The following is a 15,117-nucleotide window of genomic DNA, read 5'->3' as shown; positions in this document are numbered from 1 at the left end:
CAAATCTAGGGATTAAAATATTTTTCTATAGCGCCGATAAAGTTAAATATTGTCAGATTATCCCACCAAAAGAGAAATTCTATGCAGAAACTTCGAAATTACTCAATTCGCACTGTGGTCTTCGTATTATTAAGTATTTTGTGTTTGATCTTGGGGGGAACGAATGTATACAGTGGTTGGTCATTATCACGCATTGCTGATGGAAATGATATTGATAGGCAATTGGTGCAACAAATGACCGTCCTTAGTCAAGGAAATGATCAGTATTTTCGTTTTGTCACACGACTAACTAGAGTCATGGAAAGTAAAAGCCAAGGGAAAGATGTGGATTATGCCCCTGTAAAAGAAGCGATGTCCAATATGGGGAAATATTTAGAGCAAATGAAGTCGATTTCTCCTGGACCGATGGATCCTGAAGTATCAGATTTGGTGATCAATAATTGGCAATCACTGCTAGATGATGGCGTCACGCCTCAACTCGCATTGAGTATGGACAACGATTCGGACAAATATTTAGCGCATGCCCATAATGTAACACCTGCATTAAGCCGAGCTTTTGGCGCTTCAATTCAGCAATTTAATCAGGCGGCTGATGAATTGATCAGCCATACTCGGCAGAATGTTGATAGCGTGATAGATATTACACAAGTGGTCATGATCGTCACTGCAATATTAGGGATCTTCATGCTCATTTTTACGGATCGCTATATGGCAGAGATGATGCAAAAACCATTAGGGCTACTGAGGCAACATTTTACTCAAATTGCGAAAGGGGATTTAAGCCATCCTGTACAGCCATTCGGAAACAGCTGTGTAGGAAAATTATTTCCAATACTTGAAGGGATGAGAAAAGATTTAAGTGAATCGGTCAATACAATCCGACAAGGAAGTGAAAATATTTATCTGGGGGCAAGTGAGATTTCAAACGGTAATAGCGATCTTTCATCTCGAACAGAAGAGCAGGCCGCCGCTTTAGAAGAGACGGCTGCGAGTATGGAGGAAATTACCGCTGCAGTTCAACTGAATATGGAAAACACACACCAAGCTAATCAATTAGTAGGCGAAGCGTTCGTGGTCGCTAATAAAGGGAATAGCATTGTTGATTCTGTTGTCGTGACCATGACTGAAATCTCCCAAAGCTCACAAAAAATAGCAGATATTATCAACATGATTAACGATATTAGTTTTCAAACGAATATCTTAGCGCTCAATGCGTCTATCGAAGCGGCTCGTGCTGGTGTGCATGGACGCGGTTTTATGGTAGTCGCTGCGGAAGTGCGCAAGTTAGCGAGCCACAGTGCGGAAGCCGCGATGGAAATTGAACGACTAATTGCCGATTCAGGAGCTTGCGTTCAGAAAGGAACGGGTTTGGTGAATGAAATGGGAAAAACGATGGAGAATATCTTACAGGGAATTAATGAGGTAACAGCAATTATGGAGCAAATCACCGTGGCTTCAGAAGAGCAGAGCAAAGGAATAGCCCAAGTTGGAGTCGCGATTACACAGATGGACGGCGTTACACAGCAAAATGCCTCTTTAGTTGAACAAGTGGCAACTGCAGCTAGTTCATTAGCGGGGCAAACGCAAGAATTACAACAAGCGGTTCAGCAGTTCAATTTATCCACACAAACGGTCTAGCACATTATTTTTTGCAAATAAAAAGCCCTCACTGCATCACAGTGAGGGCTCACAAAAACACTGCATTAACCGACTAGGATTAGTTCATGCCGTATTTTTTCAGTTTCTTACGCAGAGTGCCGCGGTTGATACCCATCATCAGGGCTGCACGGGTCTGGTTTCCACGGGTATATTGCATAACCATGTCCAACAAAGGCTGTTCTACTTCAGCCAATACCAGCTCATATAAATCATTAACATCTTGATTATTTAATTGAGCAAAATAGTTCTTCAGTGCTTGCTTAACTGAGTCACGTAACGGTTTTTGAGTTACTTGATCTTGTGAATTTACAGTAGCAACGGTTAGTACGTCAGAATTTACGCGTTGTTCGAACATAGTTCTGTCAGCTCTTATCTTTATTTACGCAAAAATTTTCAAAAAATGCTTCCAACACCTCCAGCTGTTCGCTGGCATCCTCAATGGTGTTGAATGAGCGCCGAAACTGGTCATCAGGTGCATGTTCTTTTAAGTACCAAGAAACATGTTTGCGCGCTATACGGGCTCCTTTGCCTTGACCGTAAAAGTCGTGCAATTCCTGTACATGCGCTAGCATAATACGCTTTACCTCTGCCATTGGCATTGGTGGCAATATTTCACCTGTGTCCAGATAATGCTGGATTTCCCGGAAGATCCAGGGTCTTCCCTGAGCCGCTCTGCCTACCATCAAGGCATCCGCCCCTGTGTAGTCTAAAACAGCTCTGGCTTTTAGCGGGTCAGTAATGTCGCCATTGGCAATAACCGGAATGGTAACAGTCTGCTTAACTGCCCGAATATTGTCATATTCAGCTTCCCCATTAAACAGACAGGCTCTAGTTCTGCCATGAATAGTGAGAGCTTGAATGCCGCAATCTTCGGCCAATTTGGCAATCTCTATGCAGTTTCGCTCTTCAGGTGACCAGCCTGTGCGGATCTTAAGGGTGACAGGCACATCCACTGCTTTGACGACACCTTCAAGAATCGATTTAACGATGTCTGGATAGCGTAGTAGTGCAGAGCCTGCAAGCTTACGATTCACTTTTTTAGCTGGACAGCCCATGTTGATATCGATGATTTGAGCGCCACTCTCAACGTTGATTTGAGCCGCGGCAGCCATTTCATCGGGATCATTGCCAGCTATTTGCACGGAACGAACCCCAAGTTCATCGCGATGAACCATTCTGAGTCTAGATTTGTCGGTCTTCCAAACTTGAGGATTAGAAGAAAGCATCTCTGATACTGTCATCCCAGCACCCATGTCATAACAGAGCGACCTAAACGGTTTATCTGTAATGCCTGCCATGGGGGCAGCAATAAGACAGTTTCTCAACTGATATTGTCCGATTCGCATAACTAAATGGGGGCCATACTGTGACTGCAAGGGCGCGTATATTACGCATTTTTTACGAGATATGAAAGGACAAACTTTGAGCAAACGGTTATTTATCACTAATTTTTTTATCTTGCATCTTTGCAATTATAAAATTAGTTATATTTAACAAATAGTTAAGTAGGTATTATAACGATTTATTAAAATAACTGTTGTGCTGTTCAAATCTCGTGCAGAACAGATTATCGCCAGCTATTGAGCAATATTTGAGCTATAAGATAATCTATTCTGGCGTTGTTTTCAAAGAAATTATTCTCTAATTTTAATAAAAAAACTCATTAAAAATGCTTGACACCCGTAATCCTGCACCATTCTTCTTTTTCAGCAACAGGGTCGATTTCAAAAGTTGAACGATAAGCGTCAGCCACTCCTTCTGCTTGAGTGGCGAGCACGCCAGAAAGACCTAATAACCCACCTGGGCGGGGTAGCACGCTAATCATCGGGGCGAGCTCACGCAATGGGCCAGCAAGGATGTTAGCAACCACGACATCAGCTTGTAAGTCATTAGGCTGGTCTTTTGGTAGGTATAGGGATAAACGCTCTGAAACACCGTTACGTTGCGCATTATCGCGGCTTGCAGTGATAGCTTGAGGGTCGATGTCGATCCCGATCGCATGAGCGGCACCTAATTTTAATGCGGCGATCGCTAAAATCCCAGATCCGCAACCAAAATCGATCACAGTTTTACCTTCTAGATCAAGGCCATCTAACCATTGGAGGCACAATGAGGTGGTTGGATGCGTGCCAGTACCAAAAGCGAGGCCAGGATCTAACATTACGTTGACTGCCGTTGGATCGGGCACATCGCGCCAACTTGGGCAGATCCACAAGCGCTCCCCAAAGCGCATCGGATGAAAGTTATCCATCCATTCTCTTTCCCAATCTTTGTCTTCTAATTGTTCGATTTTATGAATAAAACCTGGACTCAATATCGGGCTATTTTCTAGTTGAGCGATGATAAATTTCATGTCGGTTTCTGCGTCATATAGACCGATGACATCGGTGTCACCCCAAAGACGTGTTTCCCCCGGAAGCGGCTCAAAAACAGGAGTATCGTGGCTGTCTTGAAAGGTGACAGACACAGCACCGCTTTCGATTAACTCATCGCCAAGGGCTTCGGCATCTTTTGCGGTTGAGTTTAGTCTTATTTGTATCCAAGGCATTGTTTTTCTCTTCTAAAATGCTCGTCATTCTTCACGCCATAGCGTTGTTGGCTGCTAACCCTAGTCACATACTGGTGTATGCTCCTAGGGATTAGCTCGTTTGCCGCCTATCTATGACGCGAATTATCTAGAGCATTGCATTTGTTCATTTACATTAGGTAACGCCAAATTCACCTATCAGTAGATAGGAATCAGTGAGTGCTAGTTACCTGTTCGTTTGCTGGTGATTGTACTGGATTTTTGCCAAAAAGATTACCTAGAAGGAAGGCAACAAGGCTAAAAACCAGTGAGGGAACGATGGCATGGAAACCCATGATCTCAATTTTAAAGCTAGCCAGTACGGCATAACTGACGCCTCCGATGACCATACCACTGATAGCACCTGTTCCATTGGCTTTTTCCCAGTAGAGCCCGAGGACTAATGGCCACAAGAAAACAGCTTCTAAACCACCAAAAGCCAGTAAATTCAGCCAGATAATCATCTGAGGCGGGTTCCATGCTGCAACTAAAAGCAATGCACCTAAGACCAAAGTGGAAAGGCTAGAGATCCGTGCAAGACGCTTTTCATTTTTGATTTGTGTTGGCATGGTATTCAGATAGATATCTTTTACGATGGTTGCCGAGGACTGTAGTAGTTGTGCGTTGATCGTTGACATAATTGCGGCCATCGGTGCCGCTAAGAAAATTCCCGCTGCAAATGGTGGTAGAACTTGTACCATCAAAGTAGGGATCACTTGGTCTGGGATTGTGAGGTCAGGTAAAATTGCACGACCGAGAGCTCCCGCAAAGTGCATACCAAACATCAGTATCGCCATGACGATGGTTCCCAAAATAATACCTCGATGAACTGCTTTACTGTCTTTATATGAAATACAACGTACCGCAGTATGAGGTAAACCAATCACCCCAAAACAGACTAAAACCCAAAACGAAGCTAAAAATGGCCCGCTTAAAATGTCATCTGCACCTTCAGGCGAAACCAATTTTGGGTCTATGGTATGCATTTTTTCTATGGCTGCGGGTAAACCACCTGCATGGTAAATAATTGCAACCAGCAGGATCACCGTACCTAAAAGCATCACTAGGCCTTGCAGTGCGTCATTCAGGACGCTGGCTCTAAACCCACCAATTGCGGTATAGAGTGCGATAGATACCCCAAAAATTATTAACCCGTAAGTATATGGAATACCTGCTGCTGTTTCTAATAAGCGCGCACCACCAATAAATTGCACTGTCATCGCGCCAAAAAAGGCAATGAGTAGGCTAACACTGGCAAACCACACTAAAAACCGACTTTGGTAGCGTGCATACAGCATATCGTTGAGTGTAACGGCATTATAGCGACGCGCCAAAATAGCAAATTTTTTACCTAGCACGCCGAGGGAAAGCCAAATCGCGGGGAGTTGGATCATCGCCAATAGCACCCAACCTAGGCCATATTTATAGGCAGCTCCTGGTCCTCCAATAAAAGAACTCGCACTGATATAGGTTGCTGTGATGGTCATCGCAAGGACAAAGCCGCCCATTGAACGATTACCTAAAAAGTATTCATTTAAAAACTCGCCTTTTGTTCGTTTTTTATATGCATAAATGGATAGCAAAAAGACGAGAGCTAGGTAGCCGACGAGAGGCAGGAGAACTTCAATCTGCATCATTCTCCTCCAAAGAGATGTCTTTAAAAATCAGTTTAACCATCATAATGCAGAGCAAAATAAAAATGATGGGTAAGATGAGACAAGACCATTCAAACCACAGTGGTAGCCCTGTAATTCCAAGCGTGTTGTCCGGTAGGTAGGCACTAATAACCCAGCCGACCAGATAGGCGATAGTCAAATAAAATGACCAGCGCGCTTCTTTATTTGATTGAAGAAAACGTTTATCCACCCGTTATTCCCCTTCATTCCCATAAAAATAATCAGCAATTGTACGATAATCTGTGGACTGAGTGTGAAAAATACCAGAAGAAAAGTGCACTAAAGCGTATTTAACACAAAAAAATACCGTAACGCAGGGCGTTACGGTATCGATTGACGATAAGTTAAACAGGTTATCGCTGACTTATTCAGCAATACCCAGTTTTTTCTCTAAATAGTGGATATTAGTTCCACCTTTTTGGAAGTTTTCATCGTTCATAATCATTTGGTGCAATTCAATATTGGTTTTAATACCATCGACGATTAATTCGTTTAACGCATTTTTCATACGAGAAATAGCGATTTCACGAGTTTCACCATAGGTAATTAATTTACCAATCATTGAGTCATAATACGGAGGTACAGTGTAGCCTGCGTAAATATGAGATTCCCAACGTACGCCAAAACCACCAGGTGAGTGGAAACGGGTGATTTTACCCGGGCTTGGGATGAAAGTATTCGGGTCTTCTGCGTTGATACGGCACTCAACAGCATGGCCATGCACCACGATATCTTCTTGCTTCACAGATAATGGTAACCCAGAGGCAACACGCAGTTGCTCTTTAATTAAGTCTACACCAGTGATCATTTCAGTTACTGGGTGTTCAACTTGAATACGGGTATTCATTTCAATGAAGTAGAACTCACCGTTTTCGAATAAAAATTCGAAGGTACCTGCACCGCGATAACCGATTTCAATACATGCATTAGCACAGCGCTCACCGATATTACGGCGAATTTCAGGCGTAATACCCGGTGCTGGTGCTTCTTCAACCACTTTTTGGTGGCGACGTTGCATTGAACAGTCACGCTCAGCCAAGTAAACCGCATGGCCTTGGCCATCAGCCATGACTTGAATTTCAATATGACGTGGGTTTTCAAGGAATTTTTCCATGTAAACCATATCATTATTAAAAGCGGATTTCGCTTCAGCACGTGTCAGGTTGATCGAAGATTCTAAATCTTTCTCATTGCGTACGACACGCATACCACGACCACCACCACCACCAGATGCCTTGATGATGACAGGGAAGCCGATACGTTTTGCGATGGCTTTATTTTTTTCAGTGTCGTTCCCTAATGGGCCATCAGAACCCGGAACACAAGGTACACCGGCTTTTTTCATCGCGTTAATTGCAGAAACTTTATCACCCATTAGGCGGATGGTTTCAGCTTTTGGACCGATAAAAACAAAACCAGAGTTTTCAACTTGTTCTGCAAAATCTGCGTTTTCAGCCAAGAAACCATATCCTGGGTGAATCGCTTGAGCACCTGAAATTTCCGCTGCGGAAATAATCGCAGGGATATTTAAGTAACTTTTCGCTGATGCTGCTGGGCCGATACAAATTGTTTCATCAGCCAGTAACACGTGTTTTAGATCGCTATCTGCCGTAGAGTGAACCGCTACTGTTTTGATGCCGAGTTCTTTACAGGCACGCAAAATACGTAATGCGATTTCTCCGCGGTTAGCAATAACAATTTTTTCCAGCATGGAAACGCCTCGTTATTCGATGACAACTAATGGCTCGTCAAATTCTACTGCATCACCGTTTTGCAACAGAATGGCTTTAACAACGCCTGCTTTATCTGCTTCGATTTGGTTCATCATTTTCATCGCTTCAACGATGCAAAGTGGGTCACCAACGCTGACCGTTTGACCAATCTCAACGAATGGTTTCGCTTCAGGGCTTGGCGCGCGGTAGAAAGTACCGACCATTGGTGAGCGAACCTGGTGACCTGCAACTGCAGCAGGTGCAGCTGGCGCTACCATAGCTTCAGATGGTGCAACCGCATTAGCCAGAGCAGGTTGTTGTGCAACCGGTGCTGAGTAATATTGTTGAGGTGCAGCCATAACCTGGGAAGCAGGTGAAACGCGGCTGATACGTACTGACTCTTCACCTTCAGAAATTTCCAGTTCAGAAATGCCAGACTCTTCGACCAGCTCGATCAGCTTTTTAATTTTACGAATATCCATGGATATGATTCCGTACTCTTATATTTGGATTGAATTAATTAGGCGCAGACGGTTAACCGCTGCCTGTAAAGCAAAACTATAACCATCAGCACCTAGACCACAAATTACACCGATTGCTTTATCGGAGAAATAAGAATGTTGGCGAAATGATTCCCTAGCGTGCACATTAGACAAGTGGATCTCGATAAACGGGATACTCACCGCGAGTAATGCATCACGTAGTGCAACACTGGTATGTGTGAATGCAGCCGGATTGATGAGAATAAAATCAACATCATGACGTGCAGCATGAATTTTATCGATTAGTTCAAATTCTGCGTTTGACTGAAAATGACTCAGTTTTACCCCTAACTGACTAGCCTCTGACTCCAGCTTGGATACGATATCGGCAAGAGTTTGGTTGCCGTATTTATCGGGTTCCCGTGTACCTAGCAGGTTTAGGTTTGGCCCATTCAAGAGTAAAATGTGAATATCTTCTGCCATTATGCTGCTAACTCCGACGATATTATCAATAGCCCGACAACATAACGCGATGCTAAGCGTTTGTCATCTTTTATCATAAAAATAAATGGATTTTCTACTGACAAGGTTCGTCATTATAATTATTTCGTGACATATAGCAGCAAAATACTGGTCTTATCAGAGAAAATACCCGAATTTATTTTAGAAAATGTGCGGTAATCCCTATTTAGGCGAAAGTACCGCAATAAATTGGTGACTAACCTCGCAGGTTGACTAGCGTACGCCCAGTCACTTCATTTTTTAAGAATTTTTTTGCATATTCGACAGAATCTTCTAATTTAATCTCATTGCTGACTTGCTCATAGAAAGACGGAGGTAGAAGTTCCGCGAGTCGTTGCCATACTTTAGGGCGATTTGCGGCAGGATAGTAAACCGAATCTACACCTTGTAGGCGGACATTGCGTAAAATAAATGGCATGACACTGGTTGGTAAGTCGAAGCCACCCGCTAAGCCGCAGGCGGCAACAGTCCCATTATAGTGTGTTTGCGCAAGAAGATTAGCGAGTAATTCACCACCTACTGTATCAATCGCACCCGCCCACAACTGTTTATCTAATGGTTTAGCAGGATGAGTGAAATCACTACGAGGTAATACTCTCTTGGCACCTAAACTTTGCAGGTAGCTGCTGTTTTCTTCACGACCTGAAATCGCGACAACCTCATAACCTAATAAAGAGAGTAATTGCACGGCAGTACTACCTACACCACCGCTTGCACCACTTACGATGACTTCGCCTTTATCAGGAGTCACACCAGCTTCTTCTAGGGCATTTACGCAAAGCATTGCTGTAAAGCCGGCGGTGCCAATAACCATCGCTTGTTTTAAGGACAAATTTTCTGGAAGAGGGGTTAAATACTTTGCGGGGACTCTTGCTTGAGAGGCTAACCCGCCCCAATGCGTTTCACCCCCCCCCCATCCAGTCAGTAGTACATGTTGGCCAACTTGGAAACGAGGGTCTTCACTGTGGTGGATCACACCTGAAAAATCGATACCGGGTACCATCGGGTATTGGCGAACAACGCCCGCTTTTCCACAAATAGCTAATGCATCTTTATAATTAAGTGTAGACCAATAAATATCGACTATAATATCTCCGGCTGGAAGCATTTCTGTAGTTAATGGTTGAATGCCAGAGACGATTTTTTCGTCAGTTTGTTGTAGGACGAGAGCTTTCATCTTTCACTCCTATATAATGATTAAATATGTATTTTGAAAATGACTAAAATTTGAGTGTATTTCATTGACGTAGTAACAGTATTTAAGCTATTAATATTGTAATTAATTTGTAAAAATTTATTTTTTTCTGGCATAAATAGGCTTTTATCATGCAAAATATCGCATCTTGACGGATTCATTTTGCATATTGACATAAATTTGCCGCGTTTCTGGTAGATAATAGAGCGAACACTCAGCGAATTCACCCAATTTGTATTGGAAATAGCCAGTGTGTAGCAATAATAAAAAGAACTAAATAATATTTGAACTTGTTGCCATAATAACTTGTCACACTGGGAAGAAAAAGATGGAGTATATAACAACCAAAGAATAGGTGTTTTTTTGTGTGATTTTATCCTGTAGGTAAATAATACAATTAATATCTGTTTTTGGGGTTTTTATCTGCTTCGTTTAGATAAGAAGCATGTACAGTACGGTACGTGAAAAATAGATGAATTAACCATATTTTAGAAGCAGCTCATTAACGCCTTGAGACCGCTTCAAGTGGTTGGTAGAGTAGACGGGTTTAAATTCGTCCCCAGCTTGCAGGATAACTCTTTCGTTATGTTTAAAAAATTTCGTGGCATGTTTTCTAATGACTTGTCTATTGACTTGGGTACGGCCAATACCCTTATTTATGTCAAAGGACAAGGCGTAAAATTAAATGAACCCTCTGTAGTTGCTATTCGTCAAGACCGCTCTGGATCGCCAAAAAGCGTTGCTGCTGTCGGTGGTGAAGCGAAGCAGATGCTGGGACGTACACCAGGTAATATTTCGGCAATCAGGCCAATGAAAGACGGTGTTATCGCCGACTTTTTCCTGACTGAAAAAATGTTGCAACACTTCATCAAACAAGTTCATAGCAACAGTTTTTTACGCCCAAGTCCGCGAGTCCTTGTTTGTGTCCCTGTTGGTGCAACACAAGTTGAACGTAAAGCCATTCGTGAGTCAGCGTTAAGTGCGGGCGCACGGGAAGTCTTCTTAATTGAAGAACCTATGGCCGCAGCAATTGGTGCCGGGTTACCTGTATCAGAAGCAACAGGCTCAATGGTTGTTGATATTGGTGGTGGTACTACAGAAGTCGCTGTTATTTCGTTAAATGGCGTTGTTTACTCTTCATCTGTACGCATTGGTGGTGACCGTTTCGATGAGTCCATCATTAACTATGTACGTCGTAACTATGGCTCACTGATAGGTGAAGCGACAGCAGAACGCATCAAGCATGGAATTGGCTCTGCATTCCCAACAGATGAAGTTTACGAGATTGAAGTTCGCGGTCGTAACCTTGCGGAAGGTGTGCCACGCGGATTTAAGATGAACTCCAATGAAATTTTAGAAGCATTGCAAGAACCGCTTACAGGAATTGTCAGCGCAGTCATGCTAGCACTTGAACAGTGTCCTCCTGAATTGGCCTCAGATATCTCAGAGCGCGGTATGGTCTTAACCGGTGGTGGCGCGCTTCTTCGTAATTTAGATCGCTTATTGATGGAAGAAACTGGTATCCCAGTTATCGTTGCTGAAGATCCTCTAACTTGTGTCGCTCGTGGTGGCGGTAAAGCGTTAGAAATGATTGATATGCACGGTGGCGACCTGTTTAGCGAAGACTAAATGGCCTTTTAGAAACAGTTGGGGCTGTCCCCAACTGTTTTGACTATTTTTTGTTCCTCTGACATTAGTGAAACTTAGCCACACATGAAGCCAATTTTTAGGCGAGGTCCATCCCTACAGCTACGCATTTTTATTGCGGTAATCATTGCACTTGTACTGGTGGTGATTGACCATCGCTTTGAGCCTTTCAATAAAGTCCGTAACTACTTAGACACGGCGGTTAGCCCATTCTATTTTTTAGCCAATGGCCCACGTCAATTTCTAGATAATATCTCCGAAAGCTTCTCTTCAAGAGAACAATTGCAATTCGAAAATAAAGCCTTACGCCAAGAGCTATTACTGAAAAAAGCGGACAACTTGCTTTTAGAACAACTTAAGCAGGAAAATGCGCGGTTAAGGGAGTTACTTGGTTCGCCACTTCGTCAAGATGAACACATGATGGTCACGCAAGTTATTTCAGGCGCGAATACGCCATATCGTGACCAAGTGGTTATAGACAAGGGCAGCAATGAAGGCGTTTATGAAGGGCAGCCCGTTATTAGTGATAAAGGCGTAGTTGGTCAAGTGGTTGGGGTTAGTAACTTTAATAGTCGTGTCCTGTTAATTTGCGACACTACCCATGCACTGCCAGTACAAGTATTACGTAATGATGTCCGTGTTATTGCTGCAGGCTCTGGATGTGCTGATGATATCCAATTAGAACCGTTGCCTGAAAATACCGATATTCGTGTTGGTGATGTCCTTGTCACGTCAGGGTTAGGAGGGCGTTTCCCCGAAGGTTATCCTGTAGGGGTGGTCTCTGCCGTAAAACACGACACACAACGTGCTTATACTATTATCAGCGCGAAGCCGAGTGCCGAATTGCAGCGTTTACGCTACCTTCTGCTACTATGGGGAAATGATAGCGACCCTAAAACGCCACTACAGCCTTCGGAAGTTTATCGTGCAGCAAATGAACGATTAATGAAAGTATTGCCGCAAGTGTTACCTAATCCGAATGAAATTCAGGGGCCTCCATTGCCACCATCAATGGCTCCGACGTCACAACCATAAGTAGAGGAAACACAGTATGGTTATGGGCAAGAGAGTAAATTAGCATGGATGAGTATCGCGGAAATGGCCGTGCCATCATTTGGTTATCGTTTTTTATTGCGTTGATTTTACAAGTCATGCCTTGGCCGGAACAACTCAGTTTTTACCGGCCATCATGGCTTCTGTTGATTCTCACTTATTGGGTGATGGCATTACCACACCGAGTGAGTGTTGGTACGAGTTTTATTTTAGGGATTATCGTAGATTCCATTCAGGGCTCTGCACTGGGAGTGCATGCTCTTTCTTTTAGCATTATTTGCTATCTCGTCTCTTATAAACACCAATTGTTGCGTAATATGGCGTTGTGGCAGCAAGCTCTGGTGATTATGTTACTCACTATCATTCAAGATCTTGCTGTTTTTTGGGCTGAATTTCTATCATCACAAGTATTATTCCACCCGCAAGTATTTTGGAATAGCTTAGTGAATGGTATTCTATGGCCATGGCTATTTTTGCTTTTACGTAAAATACGTCGGCAATTTTCAGTATGTTAGGGTGTTAGTTGTCGGTCTGACTGGGAATACAGTTTATGTGTTTAATTTATCTTGCGTCCGGCTCACCCCGTCGACGTGAACTTGTTCAGCAACTTAATTATACCTTTGAGGTTTTACGTCCAGAGGTAGAAGAACAGTGGCAGGAGGGGGAGTTGCCTCAAGACTATGTTCAACGTCTTGCACGAGATAAATCTTTAGCTGGTGTTGCGATTGCACCCGATAATCAACCGGTTTTGGGCGCAGATACAATCGTTGTTCTAGCAGGGCAAATTTTAGAAAAACCGCGAGATAATCAGCACGCAGAAGAGATGCTAAATGCATTATCAGGAAAAACCCATCAGGTCATGACGGCTATTGCCTTATCCAACCGTCAACAGACAATGCAGTCACTAATTGTGACAGATGTGACATTCCGCGAGTTATCTTTAATCGAAATACGGGACTATATACAATCTGGTGAGCCAATGGATAAGGCAGGCGCTTATGGAATACAAGGAATTGGTGGGCGTTTTATACGTAAAATTAATGGCAGCTACCATGGGGTTGTTGGTTTACCACTGGTTGAAACAGACGAGCTAATTCAGCGATTTTTAGCGTTAAGTGATGGTAAGGGGAAGTCATGACTGCGGAACTATTAGTAAACATTACGCCATCTGAAACGCGCGTTGCTTATATTGATGGTGGGATATTACAAGAAATTCATGTTGAACGAGAAGCAAAAAGAGGGCTAGTAGGGAATATTTACAAAGGCCGTGTGAGCCGAGTCTTACCGGGGATGCAGGCGGCCTTTGTTGATATTGGTCTAGATAAAGCGGCCTTTTTGCACGCTTCGGATATTATGCCCCATACGGAATGCATTGCGGGTGACGAACAAAAAAACTTTCATGTCAGGGACATCGCTGAGCTCGTTAAGCAAGGGCAAGATTTAATCGTTCAAGTCGTCAAGGACCCCCTTGGTACCAAAGGTGCTCGCCTAACTACGGATATTACACTCCCTTCTCGCTATTTGGTCTTTATGCCAGGAGCTTCCCATGTGGGAGTTTCACAACGTATTGAAAGTGAAGATGAAAGAGAACGCCTAAAAGAGTGTGTTTCACAGTATTGTGATGAAAATGGGGGCTTTATCATTCGTACGGCAGCAGAAGGGGTCGGGGAAGAGGAAGTTAAACAGGATGCTGCATTCTTAAAACGCCTGTGGGCAAAAGTGATTGAACGAAAAAAACGCAATGTGACTCGCACTAAAATTTATGGTGAATTAGCACTTGCTTACCGCATTATTCGTGATTTTGCCGGCGCTCACCTTGATCGCATTCGTGTTGACTCTCGTTTGACTTATACTCAATTACAAGAATTTATCGAAGAGTATGTGCCAGAAATGACAGCCAAGCTCGAACTCTATCAAGGGAATCAGCCGATATTTGACTTGTTTGACGTTGAAAACGAAATTCAGCGAGCAATGGACCGAAAAGTGGAGCTAAAATCAGGTGGTTATTTGATTATCGACCAAACTGAAGCCATGACGACCATTGATATTAATACGGGCGCATTTGTTGGGCACCGTAATCTTGAAGAAACCATCTTTAATACCAATATCGAAGCAACCCAAGCGATAGCAAGGCAACTGCGTTTACGCAACTTAGGCGGCATTATTATTATTGATTTTATTGATATGGCTGACCCGGAACATCGCCGCCGTGTATTAGCGTCATTAGAGCAGGCATTGAGTAAAGATAAAGTTAAAACAACCATTAATGGTTTTTCGCAACTGGGCTTAGTCGAAATGACGCGTAAGCGTACAAGAGAAAGCTTAGAACACGTATTATGTGATGATTGCCCGACTTGCCAAGGGCGCGGAACCGTTAAGTCGGTAGAAACGGTATGTTATGAAATTTTACGTGAAATAGTTCGTGTTCACCGTACTATCGATGCAGATAGGTTCTTAGTTTATGCATCCCAAGCGGTGGTTGATGTCCTTAAAGGGGATGAGTCACACGCCCTTGCAGAAGTTGAAATTTTTGTTGGAAAGCAAGTTAAAGTTCAGACTGAGCCTCTTTACAGTCAGGAACGTTTTGATGTCGTAATGATGTAAA

15 protein-coding genes are annotated in these 15,117 nt (G+C 43.2%); 6 read left to right on the top strand and 9 right to left on the bottom strand.

Annotated elements, in window-relative coordinates; translation table 11 throughout:
- Window positions 1–81: 81 nt before the first annotated feature.
- Complete coding sequence (locus tag P3L40_RS18405; protein WP_196732138.1) at window positions 82–1,638, top strand: methyl-accepting chemotaxis protein; 1,557 nt, start codon at window positions 82–84, stop codon at window positions 1,636–1,638.
- 79 nt (window positions 1,639–1,717) lie between these two features.
- Here P3L40_RS18405 and fis read toward each other — a convergent pair whose 3' ends face one another.
- From fis to P3L40_RS18360, 9 genes are all read right to left on the bottom strand, one after another.
- Window positions 1,718–2,014 carry a DNA-binding transcriptional regulator Fis gene (gene fis, locus P3L40_RS18400; protein ID WP_004258438.1) on the bottom strand — a complete coding sequence of 99 codons (297 nt, stop codon included), beginning with the start codon at window positions 2,012–2,014 and terminating at the stop codon, window positions 1,718–1,720.
- 7 nt (window positions 2,015–2,021) lie between these two features.
- On the bottom strand, window positions 2,022–3,005 hold the full coding sequence (dusB, locus tag P3L40_RS18395) for a tRNA dihydrouridine synthase DusB (protein ID WP_004258432.1): 984 nt from the start codon (window positions 3,003–3,005) through the stop codon (window positions 2,022–2,024).
- A gap of 317 nt (window positions 3,006–3,322) precedes the next feature.
- Window positions 3,323–4,207, bottom strand: a complete 885-nt coding sequence (gene prmA, locus P3L40_RS18390) for a 50S ribosomal protein L11 methyltransferase (protein WP_196732135.1) — start codon at window positions 4,205–4,207, stop codon at window positions 3,323–3,325.
- A gap of 191 nt (window positions 4,208–4,398) precedes the next feature.
- Window positions 4,399–5,859, bottom strand: a complete 1,461-nt coding sequence (gene panF / locus P3L40_RS18385; RefSeq protein WP_136134923.1) for a sodium/pantothenate symporter — start codon at window positions 5,857–5,859, stop codon at window positions 4,399–4,401.
- Window positions 5,849–6,091, bottom strand: a complete 243-nt coding sequence (locus tag P3L40_RS18380; RefSeq protein WP_004258419.1) for a DUF997 family protein — start codon at window positions 6,089–6,091, stop codon at window positions 5,849–5,851. The genes panF and P3L40_RS18380 overlap by 11 nt, the downstream gene beginning before the upstream one ends.
- 174 nt (window positions 6,092–6,265) lie before the next feature.
- On the bottom strand, window positions 6,266–7,612 hold the full coding sequence (accC, locus tag P3L40_RS18375) for an acetyl-CoA carboxylase biotin carboxylase subunit (RefSeq protein ID WP_004258411.1): 1,347 nt from the start codon (window positions 7,610–7,612) through the stop codon (window positions 6,266–6,268).
- Window positions 7,613–7,624: 12 nt separating this feature from the next.
- Window positions 7,625–8,095: an acetyl-CoA carboxylase biotin carboxyl carrier protein gene (accB, locus tag P3L40_RS18370; RefSeq protein WP_004258405.1), complete on the bottom strand. Its 471-nt coding sequence runs from the start codon at window positions 8,093–8,095 to the stop codon at window positions 7,625–7,627.
- An 18-nt stretch (window positions 8,096–8,113) separates the two neighbouring features.
- Window positions 8,114–8,578 (bottom strand): type II 3-dehydroquinate dehydratase, encoded by a 465-nt coding sequence (gene aroQ / locus P3L40_RS18365; protein WP_004258402.1) that lies wholly within the window; start codon window positions 8,576–8,578, stop codon window positions 8,114–8,116.
- Window positions 8,579–8,813: 235 nt separating this feature from the next.
- Entirely contained in the window at window positions 8,814–9,794 is a 981-nt protein-coding gene (locus tag P3L40_RS18360; protein WP_228677454.1) for an oxidoreductase, read from the bottom strand.
- A gap of 603 nt (window positions 9,795–10,397) precedes the next feature.
- On the opposite strand from P3L40_RS18360, the gene P3L40_RS18355 reads away from it, so the two are divergent.
- From P3L40_RS18355 to rng, 5 genes are all read left to right on the top strand, one after another.
- Window positions 10,398–11,441, top strand: coding sequence for a rod shape-determining protein (locus P3L40_RS18355; RefSeq protein WP_004908213.1), 1,044 nt, complete (start codon window positions 10,398–10,400; stop codon window positions 11,439–11,441).
- 84 nt (window positions 11,442–11,525) lie between these two features.
- On the top strand, window positions 11,526–12,494 hold the full coding sequence (mreC, locus tag P3L40_RS18350) for a rod shape-determining protein MreC (protein WP_004258388.1): 969 nt from the start codon (window positions 11,526–11,528) through the stop codon (window positions 12,492–12,494).
- A gap of 44 nt (window positions 12,495–12,538) precedes the next feature.
- Window positions 12,539–13,027 (top strand): rod shape-determining protein MreD, encoded by a 489-nt coding sequence (gene mreD, locus P3L40_RS18345; protein WP_004258382.1) that lies wholly within the window; start codon window positions 12,539–12,541, stop codon window positions 13,025–13,027.
- 35 nt (window positions 13,028–13,062) lie between these two features.
- Window positions 13,063–13,650, top strand: coding sequence for a Maf family protein (locus tag P3L40_RS18340; RefSeq protein ID WP_210853253.1), 588 nt, complete (start codon window positions 13,063–13,065; stop codon window positions 13,648–13,650).
- A complete protein-coding gene (gene rng / locus P3L40_RS18335; protein ID WP_004258373.1) occupies window positions 13,647–15,116 on the top strand; it encodes a ribonuclease G in 1,470 nt (489 codons plus the stop codon). The genes P3L40_RS18340 and rng overlap by 4 nt, the downstream gene beginning before the upstream one ends.
- The last annotated feature ends 1 nt before the right edge of the window (window position 15,117 follow it).

It is taken from the genome of Providencia sp. PROV040, assembly GCF_032706145.1.
Lineage (GTDB): Bacteria > Pseudomonadota > Gammaproteobacteria > Enterobacterales > Enterobacteriaceae > Providencia > Providencia hangzhouensis.
Note: the sequence above shows the minus strand (reverse complement) of the source record. Positions and strands in the feature narration are given on the sequence as shown.

Excerpts from the sequence above, each read along its gene's own strand:
- prmA (WP_196732135.1), bottom strand. The coding sequence starts at position 4,207 with ATGCCTTGGATACAAATAAGACTAAACTCAACCGCAAAAGATGCCGAA.
- accC (WP_004258411.1), bottom strand. The coding sequence starts at position 7,612 with ATGCTGGAAAAAATTGTTATTGCTAACCGCGGAGAAATCGCATTACGT.
- P3L40_RS18340 (WP_210853253.1), top strand. The coding sequence starts at position 13,063 with ATGTGTTTAATTTATCTTGCGTCCGGCTCACCCCGTCGACGTGAACTT.
- P3L40_RS18355 (WP_004908213.1), top strand. The coding sequence starts at position 10,398 with ATGTTTAAAAAATTTCGTGGCATGTTTTCTAATGACTTGTCTATTGAC.
- mreC (WP_004258388.1), top strand. The coding sequence starts at position 11,526 with ATGAAGCCAATTTTTAGGCGAGGTCCATCCCTACAGCTACGCATTTTT.
- P3L40_RS18360 (WP_228677454.1), bottom strand. The coding sequence starts at position 9,794 with ATGAAAGCTCTCGTCCTACAACAAACTGACGAAAAAATCGTCTCTGGC.
- rng (WP_004258373.1), top strand. The coding sequence starts at position 13,647 with ATGACTGCGGAACTATTAGTAAACATTACGCCATCTGAAACGCGCGTT.
- P3L40_RS18405 (WP_196732138.1), top strand. The coding sequence starts at position 82 with ATGCAGAAACTTCGAAATTACTCAATTCGCACTGTGGTCTTCGTATTA.
- accB (WP_004258405.1), bottom strand. The coding sequence starts at position 8,095 with ATGGATATTCGTAAAATTAAAAAGCTGATCGAGCTGGTCGAAGAGTCT.
- dusB (WP_004258432.1), bottom strand. The coding sequence starts at position 3,005 with ATGCGAATCGGACAATATCAGTTGAGAAACTGTCTTATTGCTGCCCCC.
- mreD (WP_004258382.1), top strand. The coding sequence starts at position 12,539 with ATGGATGAGTATCGCGGAAATGGCCGTGCCATCATTTGGTTATCGTTT.
- fis (WP_004258438.1), bottom strand. The coding sequence starts at position 2,014 with ATGTTCGAACAACGCGTAAATTCTGACGTACTAACCGTTGCTACTGTA.
- aroQ (WP_004258402.1), bottom strand. The coding sequence starts at position 8,578 with ATGGCAGAAGATATTCACATTTTACTCTTGAATGGGCCAAACCTAAAC.
- panF (WP_136134923.1), bottom strand. The coding sequence starts at position 5,859 with ATGCAGATTGAAGTTCTCCTGCCTCTCGTCGGCTACCTAGCTCTCGTC.